The sequence below is a fragment of the Pseudomonas sp. LW8 genome (genome assembly GCF_041956865.1).
Classification (GTDB): Bacteria; Pseudomonadota; Gammaproteobacteria; order Pseudomonadales; family Pseudomonadaceae; genus Aquipseudomonas; species Aquipseudomonas siliginis.
Genome location: NZ_CP168138.1, coordinates 2,629,209 through 2,646,874, shown reverse-complemented (window position 1 = coordinate 2,646,874; position 17,666 = coordinate 2,629,209). Strand labels below are relative to the sequence as shown.

The 17,666-nt window shown below is 62.4% G+C and carries 14 protein-coding genes; all 14 read left to right on the top strand.

Going from position 1 to position 17,666, the window contains the following annotated elements:
- The first annotated feature begins 21 nt into the window (after nt 1–21).
- The 14 genes from AB9L16_RS12110 to AB9L16_RS12045 all read left to right on the top strand — a co-directional run bounded on the left by AB9L16_RS12110 (nt 22) and on the right by AB9L16_RS12045 (nt 17,658).
- A complete protein-coding gene (locus AB9L16_RS12110; RefSeq protein ID WP_375123651.1) occupies nt 22–1,182 on the top strand; it encodes an outer membrane beta-barrel protein in 1,161 nt (386 codons plus the stop codon).
- Between the two features lie 12 nt (nt 1,183–1,194).
- Complete coding sequence (locus AB9L16_RS12105) at nt 1,195–1,728, top strand: polysaccharide biosynthesis/export family protein (RefSeq protein ID WP_375123650.1); 534 nt, start codon at nt 1,195–1,197, stop codon at nt 1,726–1,728.
- A 2-nt stretch (nt 1,729–1,730) separates the two neighbouring features.
- Nucleotides 1,731–4,040, top strand: coding sequence for a GumC family protein (locus tag AB9L16_RS12100; RefSeq protein ID WP_375123649.1), 2,310 nt, complete (start codon nt 1,731–1,733; stop codon nt 4,038–4,040).
- Nucleotides 4,041–4,106: 66 nt separating this feature from the next.
- Nucleotides 4,107–5,498 carry an undecaprenyl-phosphate glucose phosphotransferase gene (locus tag AB9L16_RS12095; protein ID WP_375123648.1) on the top strand — a complete coding sequence of 464 codons (1,392 nt, stop codon included), beginning with the start codon at nt 4,107–4,109 and terminating at the stop codon, nt 5,496–5,498.
- A gap of 46 nt (nt 5,499–5,544) precedes the next feature.
- Nucleotides 5,545–6,903 (top strand): UDP-glucose dehydrogenase family protein, encoded by a 1,359-nt coding sequence (locus AB9L16_RS12090; RefSeq protein ID WP_375123647.1) that lies wholly within the window; start codon nt 5,545–5,547, stop codon nt 6,901–6,903.
- Nucleotides 6,900–7,607, top strand: coding sequence for a WecB/TagA/CpsF family glycosyltransferase (locus AB9L16_RS12085; RefSeq protein WP_375123646.1), 708 nt, complete (start codon nt 6,900–6,902; stop codon nt 7,605–7,607). The genes AB9L16_RS12090 and AB9L16_RS12085 overlap by 4 nt, the downstream gene beginning before the upstream one ends.
- 11 nt (nt 7,608–7,618) lie before the next feature.
- Nucleotides 7,619–8,698: a glycosyltransferase gene (locus AB9L16_RS12080; RefSeq protein WP_095179850.1), complete on the top strand. Its 1,080-nt coding sequence runs from the start codon at nt 7,619–7,621 to the stop codon at nt 8,696–8,698.
- Complete coding sequence (locus AB9L16_RS12075; RefSeq protein WP_375123645.1) at nt 8,695–9,801, top strand: glycosyltransferase; 1,107 nt, start codon at nt 8,695–8,697, stop codon at nt 9,799–9,801. Before AB9L16_RS12080 ends, AB9L16_RS12075 begins: the two co-directional genes overlap by 4 nt.
- Before the next feature lies 1 nt (nt 9,802).
- Nucleotides 9,803–11,110, top strand: a complete 1,308-nt coding sequence (locus tag AB9L16_RS12070) for an O-antigen ligase (protein WP_056785621.1) — start codon at nt 9,803–9,805, stop codon at nt 11,108–11,110.
- Complete coding sequence (locus AB9L16_RS12065; protein WP_252869440.1) at nt 11,104–12,033, top strand: glycosyltransferase family 2 protein; 930 nt, start codon at nt 11,104–11,106, stop codon at nt 12,031–12,033. Before AB9L16_RS12070 ends, AB9L16_RS12065 begins: the two co-directional genes overlap by 7 nt.
- A 17-nt stretch (nt 12,034–12,050) precedes the next feature.
- Nucleotides 12,051–13,469 carry an oligosaccharide flippase family protein gene (locus AB9L16_RS12060; protein WP_375123644.1) on the top strand — a complete coding sequence of 473 codons (1,419 nt, stop codon included), beginning with the start codon at nt 12,051–12,053 and terminating at the stop codon, nt 13,467–13,469.
- 31 nt (nt 13,470–13,500) lie between these two features.
- Nucleotides 13,501–14,556: a UDP-glucose 4-epimerase GalE gene (gene galE, locus AB9L16_RS12055; RefSeq protein WP_375123643.1), complete on the top strand. Its 1,056-nt coding sequence runs from the start codon at nt 13,501–13,503 to the stop codon at nt 14,554–14,556.
- 30 nt (nt 14,557–14,586) lie between these two features.
- Nucleotides 14,587–16,065: a family 16 glycosylhydrolase gene (locus tag AB9L16_RS12050; RefSeq protein WP_375123642.1), complete on the top strand. Its 1,479-nt coding sequence runs from the start codon at nt 14,587–14,589 to the stop codon at nt 16,063–16,065.
- Nucleotides 16,066–16,473: 408 nt separating this feature from the next.
- The gene (locus AB9L16_RS12045) at nt 16,474–17,658 is read left to right on the top strand and encodes an MFS transporter (protein ID WP_375123641.1); all 1,185 of its coding nucleotides are present in this window, start codon (nt 16,474–16,476) and stop codon (nt 17,656–17,658) included.
- Nucleotides 17,659–17,666 lie beyond the last annotated feature (8 nt).

Below are 17,666 nucleotides of genomic sequence, written 5' to 3'. Positions count from 1 at the left end.
CCTTAATCAGGAGCGTGATCCATGGCTCTGAAGCCTCGCTGTTCCTTGGTTTTAGTCGTCGCCTGCTGTGCCCCCGAAGCTGCCTGGAGCGTTGAGCCGCAAGCGATCAATGTGTACGGCTTCGATTTCACCCCGACCTTTGCCTTGTCGGAAAGCTACGACGACAACTTTCGTGAAGTCGAACACGATGTCGAATCGACCATGGTCACCCGCCTGGCGCCGGCCTTCGAGCTCAAGGCTGAAGATCGCAACAGCGCCACGCGGGTGATCTGGGAGCCGACCCGCTACATCTATCACAGCGCCTCGGACGCTTCGAACACTGCCCAGCGGCTGCGCGCCGACAGCATCATGGAATTCACCGATCGGCATCGGCTGAAACTCGAAGCCGAGGCGCGCAAATACGAGCGCACCACCTCGACCGCCGTCGACGGTATCAACGACAAGATCGAGAGCCAGCGCGTCGGCGGCGTCTACACCTTCGGCGCGCGCAGTGCGCTGAACCAGATCGACCTCGGCGCCAGTTACGCACAGCTTCGCTATGACAACGCCGACGGCATCAACGATGACAAGGAGCGCAACACCAGCAACCTGACCAGCACCTGGTATCACCGCCTCGGCAGCAAAACCCGTGGTTTGCTCGAATACGACCACACCCGCTTTGACTACCTGCAATCGAACAGCCCGCGCAGCAGTCGCTCCGATGCAGTGCTGGCCGGAGCCGAATGGGACATGACAGCGAAAACCACCGGCAAGCTGCGCGTCGGTTACGAGCGAAAGAATTTCGACCAGAGCGGTTCCGACGATCTGAGCAACCCGACCTGGCAAGTGGATCTGGCGTGGAAACCGCGCACCTACTCGACCTTCACCTTTCTCGCGCGCCAGGCCATGGCCGAAGGCGATGACGGCTCCGACGCGGTGAAAGCCACCTTCACCCAGATAGGTTGGCGTCACGGCTGGACCGAGCGCATCACCACGATTGCTGAAGCCGGCATGGGTCATTACGTCTACGAAGGCCAGGACCGCAGCGACGATTTGCAGGACTACAAACTCGGCGTGAATTACGCAATGCGCCGCTGGCTGGACATCGAAGTCGCCTACCGCCACCGCGACAACGACTCCGATGCCGACAACGAAAGCTTCACCCGCAATGTTTTCCAGATCACGTTCGACGTCAGTCTTTAGGAGGGTTGGGCCATGCACACGCGCCTGATTTTATTGTTGTTGCTGCTCTGGACAGTGCCCACGGTCGAGGCGGCGGACACCGACACCCATTACCGCCTGGCCGCTGGCGATGTCTTGCGCATCATCGTGTTCGGCGAGCCGGAACTGAGCTTCAAGAAGATTCGCCTCAATGATGCCGGCACGTTCTCCTACCCGTTTCTCGGCGAAATCGTCGCCAAGGGCCTGACGCCCAATCAGGTCGAACAGAAAATTGTCGATGGCCTCAAGCAAGGCTATCTGGTCGATCCGAAAGTCAGCCTCAGCCAGATCGAGTACCGCCCGTTCTACATCAACGGCGAGGTGCAGAAGCCCGGCAGCTATCCGTTTCAGCCCGGCCTGACCCTGGAAAAAGCCATCGCCCTGGGTGGCGGCCTGACCGAACGCGCCTCAATGAAACGCGTGACGATTTTGCGCGGCAGTGGCGGCCCGCCGGTCACTGAAAACATCTCGCGCACCACCGTCATCGCCCCCGGCGACACCATTTCCATTGCACAAGGCTTTTTCTGATCATGGACAACAGCCCAAGCACCTACCTCGAACGTCCGCTCCAGGGCCACTCGCAAACGCAAGCGGCTGATGAGTCGGACACCCTTGATCTGCTGCACCTGTGGCGCGTGGTCTGGTCGGCGAAGTGGAACATCGCCTGGCTGGTGCTGCTCAGTTGCGCGCTGGCCGTGGCGGCGCTGTCGTTCATCACCCCGCAATACGTCGGCAGTGCGACGTTGCTGATCAAGGACAAGACGCCGCCCGTGATGAGTTTTCAGCAAGCCGCCGAAGCCGGTGGCGCGACCACCACCGATTACTTGCAGACCCAGCAAGCCCTGCTGCAATCGAGGGAACTGGCCGAGCGCGCCGTGCGCAAACTTGGCCTGACTACTAACCCGATCACCGATCCACGCCAGCAGGCGCAGAGCTGGTTCACCCCGCGCCAATGGCTGGCGGAGCTCAATCGCGACCAGTGGCTGCCATGGCTGGACCTGTTGCCGCCGCCGAAGCCGCCAGCGACCGAAGAGCAAGTGTTCAATGACGTCACGCAAAACCTGATGCTGCACACCAGCGTCAAGTTTGTCGGCAAGAGTCAGTTGCTGGAGATCGACGTCGAACTGCCCGACCCGGCACTCGCTGCGGCGGTGGCCAACGCCCTCGCCCAAGGCTTTATCGACAGCCAGCAGGACACCAGCCTGAAGTCCTCGCAAAACAACACCAGCTGGATGAACACCCGCCTGGTCGAACTGCGTGACAACCTGCGCGTGGCCGAAAACAAGTTGCAGGCCTATCGCGAGGAACAGGGTCTGGTCGATGTCGACGGCGTCGCCACCATCAGTGCCAACGAGCTGCAAATGACCGGCAATCGCATGATCGACGCGCGCCGCGACCGTGCTGAAGCGGAGAGCCAGTTCCGTCAGGCGCAAGCCTTGAGCAACGGCGACATCAGTCGTTTGTCCAGCGTGCCGGCAGTGCTGAGCAATCCGCTGATTCAGCAGTTCCAGGCTGATCTGGCCAAAGCTCAGGCCAAAGTCGAAGAGTTGTCGGGCCGCTACGGGCCGAAACACCCGGCGCTGATATCCGCCCGCTCCGAACAGCGCACCGCCGCCAACAGTCTGCGTCTGCAAGTGCAGCAAGTGGTCGCCGGCATCGAGCGTCAATACCAATTGGCGGTGGCCAGCGAAGACGCCCTGCGCAAATCCTTCAACAGCAACAAAGCGCAGATTCAGGACATTTCGCGCAAGGAATTCCAGCTGCGCGAATTCCAGCGTGAAGTCGACAGCACCCGGGCGCTGTACGAAACCTTCGTCACCCGCCTCAAGGAAACCGCCGCCACTTCGGACATGGATTCGGCCAAGGCGCGCATCGTCGACCCGGCGATCGCACCGCTGGAAGCGAGCAAACCGCGCAAGAATCTGATTCTCGCGATTGTCGCGCTGGTCGCAGCGATCGTCGGCGTTGCCCTCGCCTTCCTCTTCGATACGCTCAGCAATACCTTCAAGACCGACGACACCGTCGAGAGTCTGCTCAATGTGCCGTTGCTCAGCGTCGTGCCGCTGGTGATGAAGAAGAGCCGGCGGCAGTTGGCGCGGTTGTTCGAAGACAACGACCACCCGCGCTTCTGCGAAACCATCCGCAACCTGCGCACCTGGCTGATGCTGCAGAACAACGAACGCCCGGCGCAGGTGGTGCTCGTCACTTCCTCGGTGTCGGGCGAAGGCAAAAGTACCATCGCCAACAACCTTGCCTCGTCACTGGCGCCACTGGAACGGGTGCTGCTGATCGATGCCGACATGCGTCAGCCGACGCTGTCGCTGAACTTCGATTTCCCGCCGCAGAGCCCCGGCCTCGCCAACCTCATGGCCGGCAGCGCGCGGCTGGAAGACTGCATTCGCAGTGTCGGTAATCTGGACATGCTCCCGGCCGGCTGCCTGACGCCCGCAGCGCTGGACCCGTTCGAGGCACCACGCTTGAAAGCCTCGAGCAGTTCGAGCAACGCCGTGGCCCCCGCGCAGGACTTGCTCAGCTCACCGCGCCTCGGTCGGCTGTTGCAGATTCTCAAGTCGCGCTACCGGCACATCATCATCGATTCGCCGCCAGCGGAAATCGTCAGTGACGCGCTGTTGCTGGCGCAGCATTCCGATGCGGTGATCTACGTGGTCAAGGCGCAGAGCACGCCGGTCGGCCAGGTGCGCAAGAGCATTGCCGTGTTGCAGCAGAGCCAAGCGCCGGTGTTCGGCGTGGTGCTCAATCAGGTCGATCTGCGCAAGGCGCGCAAGTACGGCCATGGCCATTCCCGTTCCTTCTACGACTACGACTTCGCCCCGCGCTGATCCTTCGGGCCGTGCCGCCCGGCCGCAGCCTGTCCTTCCCTGTTCGACGAATCGGAGATCGCGCCGATGACCTCGCAATATTCCGCGCAAATGGCACACCGTCGCGGCCTCACCTTCTGGGGGCAATGGTTGTGCGCAATGACCCTGGTCAATCTGTTGCTGATTGTTCTGGTGCACTGGCGCATCGGCGCCTTGCCCAGTGAATACCGGCTACTGATCATCCTCACGGTGCTCGGCTCGATGCCGGTCTACAGCCTCGTTCAGGTCTACCACAAACGTCATGGCCTGCTGGTCGGGCTCGGCCGTTTGCTGGCCGGCTGGCTGATTCTGCTCGGACTGCTGATGAGCATCGCCTTCGTCACCCAGACCAGCGCGTTGTTCTCCCGGCAGGTGGTGATTGTCTGGGCGGTGGTCGGTTTTCTCGCCCAGGCGGCGACGTTTCTGCCGCTGCATCTGTTCGTGCGCATGTACACCAAAATGATTTGCAACGAGCGCCGCGCGGTGATCATCGGCACCTGCCCGACCGCCCATGAACTGGCGCGCAAACTCCTCGACCCGGATCGCGCGTTACTGCTCGGGTTTGTCGCTGCGAAAGCCGACAGCGGCCCGGCGCCGAGCATCCTGCCGCTGCTCGGCGAGGTCGAGGACATTCGCGAAATCATCATGCGTTTGCAGGCGCGGCGGGTGTACATCGTGCTGCCGATGGCCGAGGCGGCGACGATCGAAGCGCTGTACATCAACCTCCTCGACATGAACGTCGACGTGGTGTGGATTCCGGACCTGGGCAGCATGGTCCTGCTCAATCATTCGATCTCCGAAATCGAGCGGATGCCGGCGATCTATCTCAACGAAAGCCTGCTTACCTCGCACCCCGGCAGCCTGTTCTGCAAGGAACTGTTCGAACGCAGCGTCGCAGCGGTGGCGCTGATTCTGCTCAGCCCGCTGCTGCTCGGCGTGGCCATTGCGGTCAAGCTGACGTCGCCGGGGCCGGTGCTGTTCAAGCAGAACCGCCATGGCTGCGACGGCGAAGTGATTCGCGTGTGGAAGTTTCGCTCGATGCGCGTGCACAACGATCAGCAAGTGCGTCAGGCCACCCGCGACGACGACCGCGTCACACCGCTGGGACGCTTTCTGCGACGCAGCTCCATCGACGAATTGCCGCAACTGTTCAACGTGCTGTTCGGCCACATGGCGCTGGTCGGGCCGCGTCCGCACGCGGTCACCCACAACATCTATTACACCGGCAAGGTGCGCGCCTACATGGCACGGCATCGGCTCAAGCCTGGCATCACTGGTCTGGCGCAGATCACCGGGCATCGCGGCGAAACCGAGACCGTGGAAAAGATGCAGCGCCGGGTCGCTCAAGACCTCAATTACATCAATCAATGGTCGCTGTGGCTGGACATCAAGATCCTGCTGAAGACGCCCTTCACCCTGTTCTCGAAAAACATCTACTGACAGCGGCCAGCGCTCTGGCCCACCCCGCCACGCATGAGGTTTTCCCATGAATGTGAGTGTATTCGGTATCGGTTATGTCGGACTGGTCCAGGGCGCCGCGCTGGCCGAGGTCGGCCACAACGTGCTGTGTGTGGATGTCGACGCGGCCAAGGTGCAGGCCTTGAATGACGGCACTCTGCCCATCTACGAGCCGGGTCTGAAAAGCCTGGTGCGGGACAATCATCACAGCGGCCGTCTGCAATTCGGCAGTGATCTGGCCGCTGCGGTAAAGCACGGCGATGTGTTGCTGATCGCGGTCGGCACGCCGCCGGACGAGGACGGCTCGGCGGATCTCAAACATGTCCTCAGCGTCGCCCGTACCATCGGCGAACACCTGCGCGGCGAGCAGATCATCGTCGACAAATCCACGGTGCCGGTGGGCACGGCGGACCGGGTGCGCGAATGCATCAGCGCCATCCTCGGCGAAAGCGGGCGTGGTGCACTGACCTTCGATGTGGTTTCCAACCCGGAATTTCTCAAGGAAGGTTGCGCGGTCGACGACTGCATGCGCCCCGACCGGATCATCATCGGCACCGACAGCCCGCGTGCCGAAGCTGTGATGCGCGAGCTGTACGAACCGTTCAATCGCAACCGCGAAAAAATCATCGTCATGGATGTGCGCAGCGCCGAGCTGACCAAGTACGCCGCCAACTGCATGCTGGCAACCAAGATCAGCTTCATGAACGAGATGGCCGGGCTTGCCGAAAAGCTTGGCGCCGACATCGAAATGGTTCGCCATGGCATCGGCTCGGATCCGCGCATCGGCTACCAGTTCATCTACCCCGGTATCGGTTACGGCGGTTCGTGTTTTCCCAAGGATGTGCGCGCGCTGATCCACGCCGCCCACGGCGTCGACATCGATGCGCGCCTGCTTCGCGCAGTCGAGTCGCGCAACAACGAGCAGAAAAGCACGCTGTTCCACAAGATCACCGAGCACTTCAACGGCGCGCTGGAAGGCAAAACCTTCGCGCTGTGGGGCCTGAGCTTCAAGCCCAATACCGACGACATGCGCGAGGCCCCCAGCCGCGTGTTGATGGAAGCGTTGTGGCGAGCCGGCGCCAGCGTGCAGGCGTTCGACCCGAAAGCCATGGAACAGGCGCAGCAGCTTTACGGCCCGCGCGATGACCTGACGCTGGCCGGCACCAAAGAGGCGGCGCTGAAAAATGCCGACGCGCTGGTGATCGTCACCGAGTGGCAAGCGTTTCGCGCGCCGGACTTCGAACTGCTCGCCCGCCAGCTTAAAAATCCGCTGATCTTCGATGGCCGCAATTTGTTCGATCCGCAACGCCTCAGCGCACGCGGTTTCACCTACATCAGCGTCGGCCGGCCAACCTGCGCCGCTGAAGCACAGGATCTCGCGTCATGATCCGCCTGGAATTGCTCGACCGTTATTCGCCGGCCCTGCTGGAATCCAACCGGGCCTTCTCCTTTCTCAACTTCGCCTCGATCGGCAGTTTCATCCGCCAGCCGCCGTCGTCGCTGGCGTATTTTTGCGACGGCATGCTGATGTCCGGGTTCATGTCGCGCATCACCGGGCGCGCGGTGCAGCGGGTCAGTTTCGATTTCACCTCGATTGCCGATCCTGTGTTGCGTCAATCCGAGCAGCGCGGCAAACGCGTCTACGTGGTCGGTGCGCGGCAGGCGGAGCTTGATCGTTTCGTGGAAAAGCTCGGCACGCAGTACCCGCGCCTGCAACTGGTCGGCGCGCACAACGGGTACTTCGATGCCGAGCAAGGCGCCGCGCTTCAGGCTGATATCCGTCGGCAGCGGACCAACCTGTTGCTGGTCGGCCTCGGCGCCGGCCTGCAGGAGCGCTTTGTCCTCGATGCGCTGCGCGGTGGCTTCAGCGGCGTGGCGTTCACCTGCGGCGGTTTCATTCGTCAGGAAGCCAATGCCGGCGAGCGTTACTACCCCGACGCGATCAATCGCCTGCACCTGCGCGCCTTTTACCGCATGTATCGCGAGCCGCACACGATCAAGCGCTACCTGCTCGACTACCCGAGCAATGCCCTGCGCCTGACCGAACTGATTCTGCGCCAGCAAGTGGCGATCAATGTCACCGCCCCATGAGGATTGTGCCGATGCATATTCTGTTCACGCTCAAGGATTACCAGACTGGCGGCGGCGTCGAGTGCGTGCAGCAGCGCCTCGCCGAGCAGTTTCTGGCGGACGGCCGGCGGGTGAGTTTTTTCGTCATGAACGGCGACTCGCCCAACGTCGACGGCGCGCCGAGCATGGCCGGTGGCGGCAGTGGGCTCGCGGGCTGGCTGAAGTCGATCGTGCTGTTGCGCCGGCTGATTCGCCGCGAAAGCGTGACGCATCTGATTGGCGCCAAGGAGCAGGCCAACCTCTGCACCTGGTTCGCCACCCTGGGCAGTGCCTGCAAAGTCATCTACACCCGCCACGCCGCGCTGGATTGCGCCGAGCAGAACACCGGGCGCGCCAGCCTGCGCCTGTTGTACGCGCTGTACCTGTGCGGCAGCGGCAAGGTAGTCGCGGTGTCCCACGGTCTGCGCCAGTCGCTTGCCGGGTTGATGCCGTGGGGCCAGCCGCGCATCCGTTATTGCCCGAACGCGGTGATCAGCGAGCAACTGTTGCGTGCGGCTCAGGCGCCGTTGCCCGGTGGCGTGCCCCATCATTATTGGCTGGGTGTCGGCCGGCTAGTGGAAACCAAGGGCTTCGCGCTGCTGCTCGACGCCTACGCGCTGGCGGCGCAACAACGCCCGCTGCCCTATCTGGTAATTGCCGGCGACGGGCCGTTACGCGCAGCGCTTGAAGCGCAGACACAACGGCTGGGCATCGAACGCCTGGTGCATTTCACCGGGCATCTGCGCAATCCCTATCCGCTGATCCGCCATGCGCAGTTGCTGGTGCTCAGCTCATTGCACGAAGGTTTGCCGACGGTGTTGGTCGAGGCGCTGGCGCTGGGTACGCCGGTGATGTCCACCGATTGCGGCAGCGGGCCGCGCGAGTTGCTCGACGATGGACGCCTCGGGCGTTTGGTCGTCGTCAACGATGTGCCAGCCCTGGCCGAGGCGCTGCTCGACAGTCTGGCCAGCCGCGAACCCGAGCCGCCGCCCCGACGCTCAGTCAGCGACGCGATCCTGCCCTATACCAGCCAGTACGCCGCGCAGGCTTATTACCAGGTGTGGAACCGATGAAAAAGCTGCTGATCATTCTCCAGGACCTCGGCGCCGGCGGCGCGGAGAAAATGATGGTGCGCCTCGCCGGTGCCTTGGTTGAGGCCGGCAACGAAGTCACGCTGCTGATGCTCACCGGTGCCGGCATCAATCAGCCGGCGCTCGATCCGCGGGTCAGGCAAGTGCTGCTCGACAGTCCGCGCAGCGCGGCGGCTGTGCCGGCACTGACACGGTTTTTACGCAGCAATCAGTACGACGCGCAACTGGCCGCCCTCACCCACGTCAACGTCGTGGCGATTGCCGCCGCCGCGCTGTCCGGGACGCTGGCGCGGCTGCATGTCAGCGAGCGCAATGCCTTTTCGCGGGACAAACACGTCAACCCGGCATTGTCGGTCAAGCTCGCCTACTGGCTGGCGCCGTGGTTGTACCGGCTGATTCCCAACCCGGTGATCTGCGTGTCACAAGGCGTCGCCGAGGATCTGGTCGACACCACCATCGCCCGCGCGCGCGATGTGACGACCGCTGACAACCCGGTGCTCGACAACGATTTTCGTGACAAACCCGCCGCCGCGCCCAGCCATCCCTGGCTGAAGGACAAAACCACCCCGGTGATCGTCGCCGTGGGTCGACTGGCGCAACAAAAGGGCTTCGACACTCTGATCGACGCCTTCGCCCGTCTGCCGCAACGCGATGCGCGGCTGATCATCTTCGGCGAAGGCGCCCTGCGCGGCGAACTGCTGGCCCAAGCGACAGCGCTCGGCGTCGCAGAGCGTTGCGATCTACCGGGATACGCCAGTGACCCTATCGCCGAGATTGCCCGAGCGGACTGTTTCGTCCTGTCGTCGCGTTTCGAGGGCAGCCCCAACGCGTTGGTCGAAGCCCTGTCGACCGGCACGCCGGTCGTGGCGACCCGCTGCCCGTACGGCCCGCAGGAAATCCTCGGCGATGGCGCCGTCGCCCCCTTGGTCGATGTTGACGATCCGGCCGCGCTCGCCAGCGCAATCAGCGCACAAATGGCCGCACCACGAGCCCTGCATCGCCAGCGGCGGATTGATGCCGCCGCGCGCTTCGTCAGCGGCCGCGCGGTGCAGACCTACCTCAAGGCGTTACTCGGGAGGCACTGAGATGAACCGCCTGCAAGTGCGTTATTCGACACTGGCCGATGCCTTCACCTTGTTTGGCGTGCTGTTCTATACGCAAGTGATCGGCTTCTTTCTGCGCCTGGGGAATGTGAGCACGCTGGACGATGCCCAGCAGGATCTGGAAGGCAATCTGGCCAATCAGGTCTGCGGCTTGCTGACGTTGCTGGTGCCGCTGTTCTTCTTCATTCGCCACAAAGTGTTCCTCAGCAAGAGTTTCTACCGGCAGAACCTGTTTTTGCTGTTGTTTCTCGGCTGCGTGGCGGCTTCGATCAGTTGGTCGAGCGAGCCGATGCTCAGTTTCAAGCGTTTCGTTGCGCTGCTCAGCGTGGTGTTTTTTGCCGGTTTTATCGCTTGGCGCTACAGCATCGAGCGGATCGCTTTTCTGTTCGGTTGCGTGATCGGTGCGGCGGCGCTGGTCGGGTTGATCTTCGCCGTGATTCGCCCGGACATCGCCTTTATTTCCGGCGGCATTCGTGACGGGGCCTTTCGCGGGGTGTTCGCGGAAAAGAATGCCGGTGCACGCCTAAACGCCATTGCGATCCTGTTGCTGCTGCCGATGATCCGCCAGCGCAATCCGCTGGCCATGCTGTATGGGCTGTTCGCGCTGATCGCCATCGGTCTGGCGCAGTCAGCCACGGCGATTGCGCTGATCGTCGCCGGCACCGCCAGTTACGCCTACTTCATCACACTGATCCGGCTGCGCATCAACCGCTCACTGCTGGCCTTCACCGCCGCCACGTTGGTGTTCTTCCTCTTGTGTGGGGTGCTTTACGCCAACTACGCCATGCTGCTGGAACTGGTCGGCCGCGACCCGTCACTCACTGACCGCACGTTGATCTGGGAGCTGTTGCAGCCGCTGATCGATGCGCAATTTCTCAAGGGCTATGGCTTCGGCGCGTTCTGGGCCAGTGCCGATGCCGATGCGTTTATCACGCGCTGGGGCTACATCGGCAACGCGCACAGCGGCTACGTCGAAACCCTGCTCAACGGCGGTTTGATCCAGTTGATCGCCCTGCTGCTGATGTTTGCCCAGACCCTGAGCAAGCGCTACCGGGCAATCACGGCGGATCAGTCGGTGCGCTATCAGGCCTGTGCGCTGGTGATCATCGGCCTGTTCGTCGTTACCAATTACGTCGCCTATGTGATTCCCAACTACCGCTCGGGTGAGTTCCTGATTTTCTGCGTGCTCAGCCTGACCTTCCGCCATCACCTCGTCGCCCGTCCGCAGCCGCTGCCAGCGGCGAATGCTCGGCCAATGCGCGGCACTTTTCGGGAGCAACGCCCATGCTGAATGATCCCTCGGCCGTCACCGTGTGCGTGGTGGTTCCGCTGTACAACGCCGCCGCCAGCATTCAACGCACACTGGACTCGGTGTGCGCACAGACCCGCCCGCCGGACAAAGTCATTGTCGTTGATGACGGTTCCAGCGATGCCGGGCCAGAGATCGTCAGGCAGTACGCCGCGCCCTTCCCCATCGTCCTGTTGCAGCAGCCCAACCAAGGCCCGGCCAGTGCACGCAATCGCGGCGTGTTCAGCGCCGAAGAAACCTTTATCGCTTTCCTTGATGCCGACGACCGCTGGCATCCGGAGAAGCTGCAAAAACAACTGGCACTGCACGCGGAATTGACCCGACAGGGACGCAAAGTCGGTTTGATCGATTGCTTTCAGATGAGCGAATTCAGTGATGGCAAACGCCAATTGGAAGATCGCTGCAAACACGGCGATCACTTTGTCGATTTCATGCGCGAAAACATCATCAACGGCACCTCCGGCGTACTCGCCCTGCGCGAGATCATCGTCGCCATTGGCGGCTTCGATCAGAGCCTGCGCTTCGCTGAAGATCGCCTGTTGTGGACGCGCATCGCGGAAATCAGCGAGATCCACAGCGTGCCGCAGATTCTCCACTGGCGCGCCGTCAACGCCGCCAACATCACCGCGCAACCGCACAAGTATTACCCGCACAAGCTGCGCTTCATCCAGCTGTACCTGGCGCGTTACGGCACCCGGCTGAACCAGCAGCAGCGGATCTATTTCGTCCTCGCCAATCACGCGGAATTTCTCAATGCCTTCTCCCGGCGCGGCGATCATCGCCGGGTCATCGAGGTGTTCCGACAGATGCTCGGGCATTCGTGGCAGACGCTGTTGTTCTCCCGGGGCAAACCGACCCTTCGCTACCTCTACGCCTGCTTCAAAAGTCTGGGCAACAGCCGCTGAATTTCAGGGATCGCGCCATGGCCAACCGTCGCCTGATGACCCTCGCATGGATTTTCACCGAGAAGTTCGGCCTGATTTTCCTGTCGATGATCACCTTTGTCGTGTACGCGCATTTGTTGACGCCGACGGAGTTGGGCATCGGCACGTTGATCATCGCCGTGGTCGAAGTGGTCGGCATTCTGTTCTCGTCGATGCTGGAAGACCCGCTGGTGCGCCTGCAGCGGATGGAAGACAAACACATCAGCAGCGTGTTCTGGTTTGCCGTGCTGGTCAGCCTGCTATCGATCGCGTTGATTTCGCTGGCGGTCGTGCTCTATACGCCGTCCACCGCGCTGCGCTGGATGACCGCTGTGGCCTCGGTGAAAATCCTTTTCACCCTGATGGCGCGGGTGTATGTGGCACAGATGCGCCGCAGCGGCAATTTCAAGCTGCTGGCCTCGCGCACCTTGCTCGGCAAAGTGGCTGGCGGGGTTGGCGGCGTGGCTGTTGCGCTGCTGGGTTTCGGCCCGTGGGCGGTGGTTGCCCAAGCGCTGATCATGGACGGCGTTTCCACACTGGTACTGATGCGCAGCGAACGTCGGCGCATTCCCTTGCTGATCGACCGCCAGGTGCTGAGCGAACTGCTGCGCGCCGGTCTGCCGGTCTGCGTCAATGTCATGAGTTCGCAAACCCTGCAACGCGGCGTCAATCTGATTCTTGGCCTGACTGCCGGGGCGCACGCGGTGGGCATGTTCAATCTGGCCATGCGCATCATCGATCTGCCGCGCTCGGCGATCTACAACGGCTTGATGAGTTACGCCTTGCCGGTGTTCGCCCGGCGCAGTGCCGAACCGGCGCGGCTGATCGGGATGATTGGCGATTCCACGGCGATCAGCGGCTTCGTGCTCACGCCGCTGTTCTTCGGCATCGCCCTGACCGCCGAAGACATCATCCTGCTGATCTTCGGCGCGAAATGGGCCGACGCGATTCCCTTGCTGCAAGTGCTCGCCTGCACGGCGGCGCTGGGCAATCTGGCGCTGTATGCAACCACTGCGCTGGTGGCGGTCAATCGCACGCACCTGACGCTCAAGGCCGAAGTTGCCACCACCCTGCTCGCGCTGGCGCTGGTGTATCTGCTCGGCGCGACCTACGGCGGCATGGCGGCGGCGCTGGCTTTGCTGCTGCGCATGCTGCTGATCACGCCGCTGCAGGTACGCGGCCTGCACGCCGCGATCGGTTACGACTGGCGCAGCTTCTTTCAGTCCAGTTACCGCAGCCTGCTTGCCTCTTTCGTGATGGTCGTCGTGGTGATGTGGCTGTCGCGGCAGACCGGCCTGTCCGGTTATGCGCACCTGGCCGGCGACATTGCCATCGGCACGCTGACCTATGCCTTGGCCTACAGCCTGCTGCACCCGCGCTGGCCGCAAGAATTCAAGTTGGTGTTCACCGCCCGCTGAGCCGGATTTCCTCGCAATGGAGCACGTCGTCATGCGCAAAACCACGTTGATCACGGGCGGTGCCGGCTACCTCGGTTCGCACACGGCATTGCAACTGATCGAAGCCGGACACTCGGTGCTGATCCTCGACAATCTGTGCAACAGCAGCCGCGAAGCAGTCGCACGGCTGGAGCTGTTGAGTCATTCGCACGTCGATTTCATCGAGGGCGATATCCGCGACGCCGCACTGCTGGACGAGATTTTCAGCACCTACGCGATCGACGCCGTGCTGCATTTCGCCGGCCTCAAAGCCGTTGCGCAGAGCGTGCGCCGGCCGATGGATTACTACGCCAACAATGTGTTCGGCACGCTGAACCTGTGTCAGGTGATGGCCCGCGCCCACGTGTTCAATCTGGTGTTCAGTTCCTCGGCGACGGTGTACGGCGAGCCGGCCCGCATGCCCATCGTCGAAGAGCACGGCACCGGCAAACCGGTTAATCCCTACGGGCGCTCGAAGTTGATGATCGAAGAATTGCTCAGCGACCTTGCCCTCGCGGATGCGCGCTGGAACATCGCCGTGCTGCGGTACTTCAACCCGATCGGCGCGCACCAAAGCGGATTGATCGGTGAAGCGCCCAATGGACGGCCGAACAATCTGCTGCCGTGCCTGACCGAGGTTGCCAGCGGCCAGCGCGCTGCGTTGACCGTGTATGGCAACGACTATCCAACCGTCGACGGCACCTGCGTTCGCGATTACATCCATGTGCTGGATCTGGCCGAAGGTCATCTCAAGGCGCTACAGGTTTTGCAGGGCGACGAGCATGGCCTGCACGTGTGGAATCTCGGCAGCGGCAACGGCTACAGCGTGTTGCAGATCATCAGCGCCTTCGAAGACGTCACCGGCCTGCGCATTCCCTACCGCTTCGCCCCGCGCCGCGCCGGTGATGTCGCCGAATGCCGCGCCGATGCGAGCAAGGCCGGGCGCGAACTGAGCTGGCGCGCGCAACGCGAGCTGACGCAAATGCTCATCGACAGCTGGCGCTGGCAGACCAGCAACCCATGGGGCTACCGCCCGAAACCGGCGCCGCTGCTGGCGGTGGGTAGCTGAACCGGCGCACATCCATGTTAGGGACGACTCATGAACAGATCGCCATGCTTGCTGTTGGTTTTGCTGCTGCTGAGTGCTGGCGTCAGCGCCAATATTCCACGACCGGTCACCGATGGACTGGTGCTGTGGCTGGACGGCAATGATCCCGCCTCGATGACTCTGGAGGGGCAAAACCAGGTCGTGCGCTGGCTGGATAAATCCGGCAAGGGCAATGACGTCGTCGTCGACAATCGCGCGGCGACGACATTGCCCACGCGCGTCGACAACGCCCTCAACGGCCACGGCGTGGTGCGTTTCAGCGGCACGGCGGCGTTCATGGGCCAGGCGATCCGCACAAGCAAAGGCCCGGTGACAGTCTTTATCGTCTCGCGGCGTCTGCCCGAGCAGTCCGGCGGCAAGGCCTGGCAGCGCCTGTTCAGCTCGCGGCCGCAACTGGCGGACAACGATAACGTCGCACCGAATTTCGGCATCAGTGTGCAGCAGACCACCGCCTACGAGCCAGCCCTGGCCTTGCTGGAAACCAGTGACGTGCCGATCGGCCCGTTCGCGGTGGCGCGCAATGTGGTGGGCACCTCGGAGATTCTGCGAGGCGACATCGCCGAGGTGCTGGTTTATGACCGCCCATTCAGCAGCCAGGACGAACGCCGCAATGTGTTCGAGTATCTGGCGCAAAAGTGGGCGGTCGCCATTCCGCAGCAGGCCGATGCCTGGACCCGCGTTGGCCCGTTAGGGCCGGCTCCGACGCCGGTTACGCCCGATCTGCCGCTGTCGGATCAGGCCAATGCCGGCGGCTGGAAACTCGATACACGGCTGTCCGACGAATTCAACGGCAGCGCGCTCGATGCCGAACGCTGGCACGTCAACAACGCCACCGGTACCGATTCCCTCGGGCGCAAACCGGCGCTGTTTTTGCCGGAGAACGCCAAGGTCGGCAGCGGTAATCTGAACATCACCTTCCGCAAACAGACCCTCCCGGAAAAATACGTCGCCCTGGGCTACAAGGACTACAGCTCGGCGATGGTGCGCACCAACGAACGGGGCATGTACGGCTATTACGAAGCCCGGGCGAAGCCGATGAACTCTGCCGGCTCCAGTGCCTTCTGGCTGGCGTGGACCGGGCTGCCGGACAATGCCACGGAAATCGATATCTTCGAAATCGGCGGCAAGACCCGCAACGAAGCCTTTGATCGCCTGTACAACATGAACGCGCATGTCTGGACCAGACCGCAGAACGATCAACACCTGAGCTCCGGCAGCACCTGGATCGCACCGTGGCGGCTGGCCAATACTTTTCATGTCTACGGCTTTGACTGGCAACCCGAGACCTTGCGCTGGTACGTCGACGGCGTATTGGTCCGGGAGGCGAAGAACAGCTACTGGCATTTCCCGATGCAAATCGTCTTCGACAGCGAAGCGATGTGGGACTGGTTCGGGGTGGTCGACGATGCTGACCTGCCGTCGGTGTTTCGCATCGATTACGTGCGGGTCTGGACGCGCTCAGCGCAGTAGTGCTGTGTTCAACGGTTTTGTACCCTCGCTTGCATCCGCCACCGCGCGCGGAAAACTCCCTGACGCTCGCGCAGTTCTTCCGGCGTGCCGTCCTGCACTAACTCGCCTCTCTCCAAGCGCCATCCCCCGCCCCTCGATACCCGCAAAAACCCCTCGATCCTGCTCGCAAAGGTTGACGTGCGCCAAGCCAACCGAGAGCTGCCCTCGCCCTTTGCTCTACCATCCATCGGCTGTGTTGGAAAATCATCAAACCCCAGTGCAAGTCCGTTATCAGAATCGGTAACCACTCCAGCAACAGACATCCTCAGGGACACTCATGGCTAATGATCCCTCCAACTCCGATCGCATCTGTTCCAGGCCGGAGCATGCGGTCGAGACAACCTTTCCTGCCAGCAATCCGATTTCACCGTGAGTCTTGACCGGCGCAGCCTCAATCTTGTCGCGGCAGCGTTCGCGCTGACGGCGTTGTCCTATGGCCTCGCGCGCTTCGCTTACGGATTGCTGCTGCCGCAGATTCGTCAGGATCTGACGCTCAGCGTGACCGCTGCGGGATGGATTGGTGGCAGTGCGTTCGCCGCTTACTGTGTGGGCATCGTTGCGACGTTTGTCTGCAATGGCAAAATCAGTCCGCGCGGGTTGACGGTGATGGCCGGCGCCGCCGCGACGCTGGGCATGGGGCTGGTGGTGATGGCTTGGTCGGGCTTGGCGTTGGGCTGCGGGGTCGCGCTGGCGGGATTGAGCACGGGTCTGACCTCGCCGCCATTGGCCAGTGCGGTGGCAGCGCGTCTTGATGATGCGGATCGCCCGCGGGCCAATGGTTTTATCAATGCCGGGACAGCGGCGGGAATCGTTTTTTCCGGTTTTGCGGCGATATTGGCGGCCGGGCAATGGCGCCAGCTGTATGCCCTGTTTGCCTTGATCGGCATCGGCGTCACGATCTGGCTCTGGTTTGCGGTACCGCGCCGGGTCGAGCGTGACGTCGCGCAGAGCTTCTCGCTGGCAATGCTGCGTCGACCCGGCGTACTGCCTTTGTGCGCCAGTGCTTTCCTGATGGGCCTGGCGAGCACGGCGATCTGGACATTCGGCGCCGATATTTTGCGCAGTGAGGCTGGTTTCTCCGATCAGGCCATTGCGTGGGCGTGGATGGTATTGGGCGCTGCGGGAATCAGCGGCTGCATGACCGGTGTGCTCACCGGCCGCTTCGGTGTCGCACGGATGCAGCATCTGGCGCTTGCCGGGATCGCCCTCGGGACATTGGGCCTTTCTGCCGCATCAGTTTCCGCCGGATCGGGCCTCGCCGCGATGTGCCTGTTTGGCGCGGCCTACATCGTTTCTTCAGGCGTTTATCTGCTGCAAGGCATTCGTTTGTTGCCGGACCGCCCGGACCTGGGACTGGGCATTCCGTTTCTGCTTCTGGCGCTCGGTCAGACCGCTGGCACGCCGGTTTTCGGCGCGGTGCTGGAGGCTGCCGGCGTAATCGTTGCCCTTTGTGTTTTCGCGGCGGCCGCTTGCGCCGCCATGGTGCTGTGCCCAAGAGATGGTGAAAGTCCGCGCAGACAGATGTGCCAATCCACCGAAGGCTTGGGTCGCTAATGATTTTT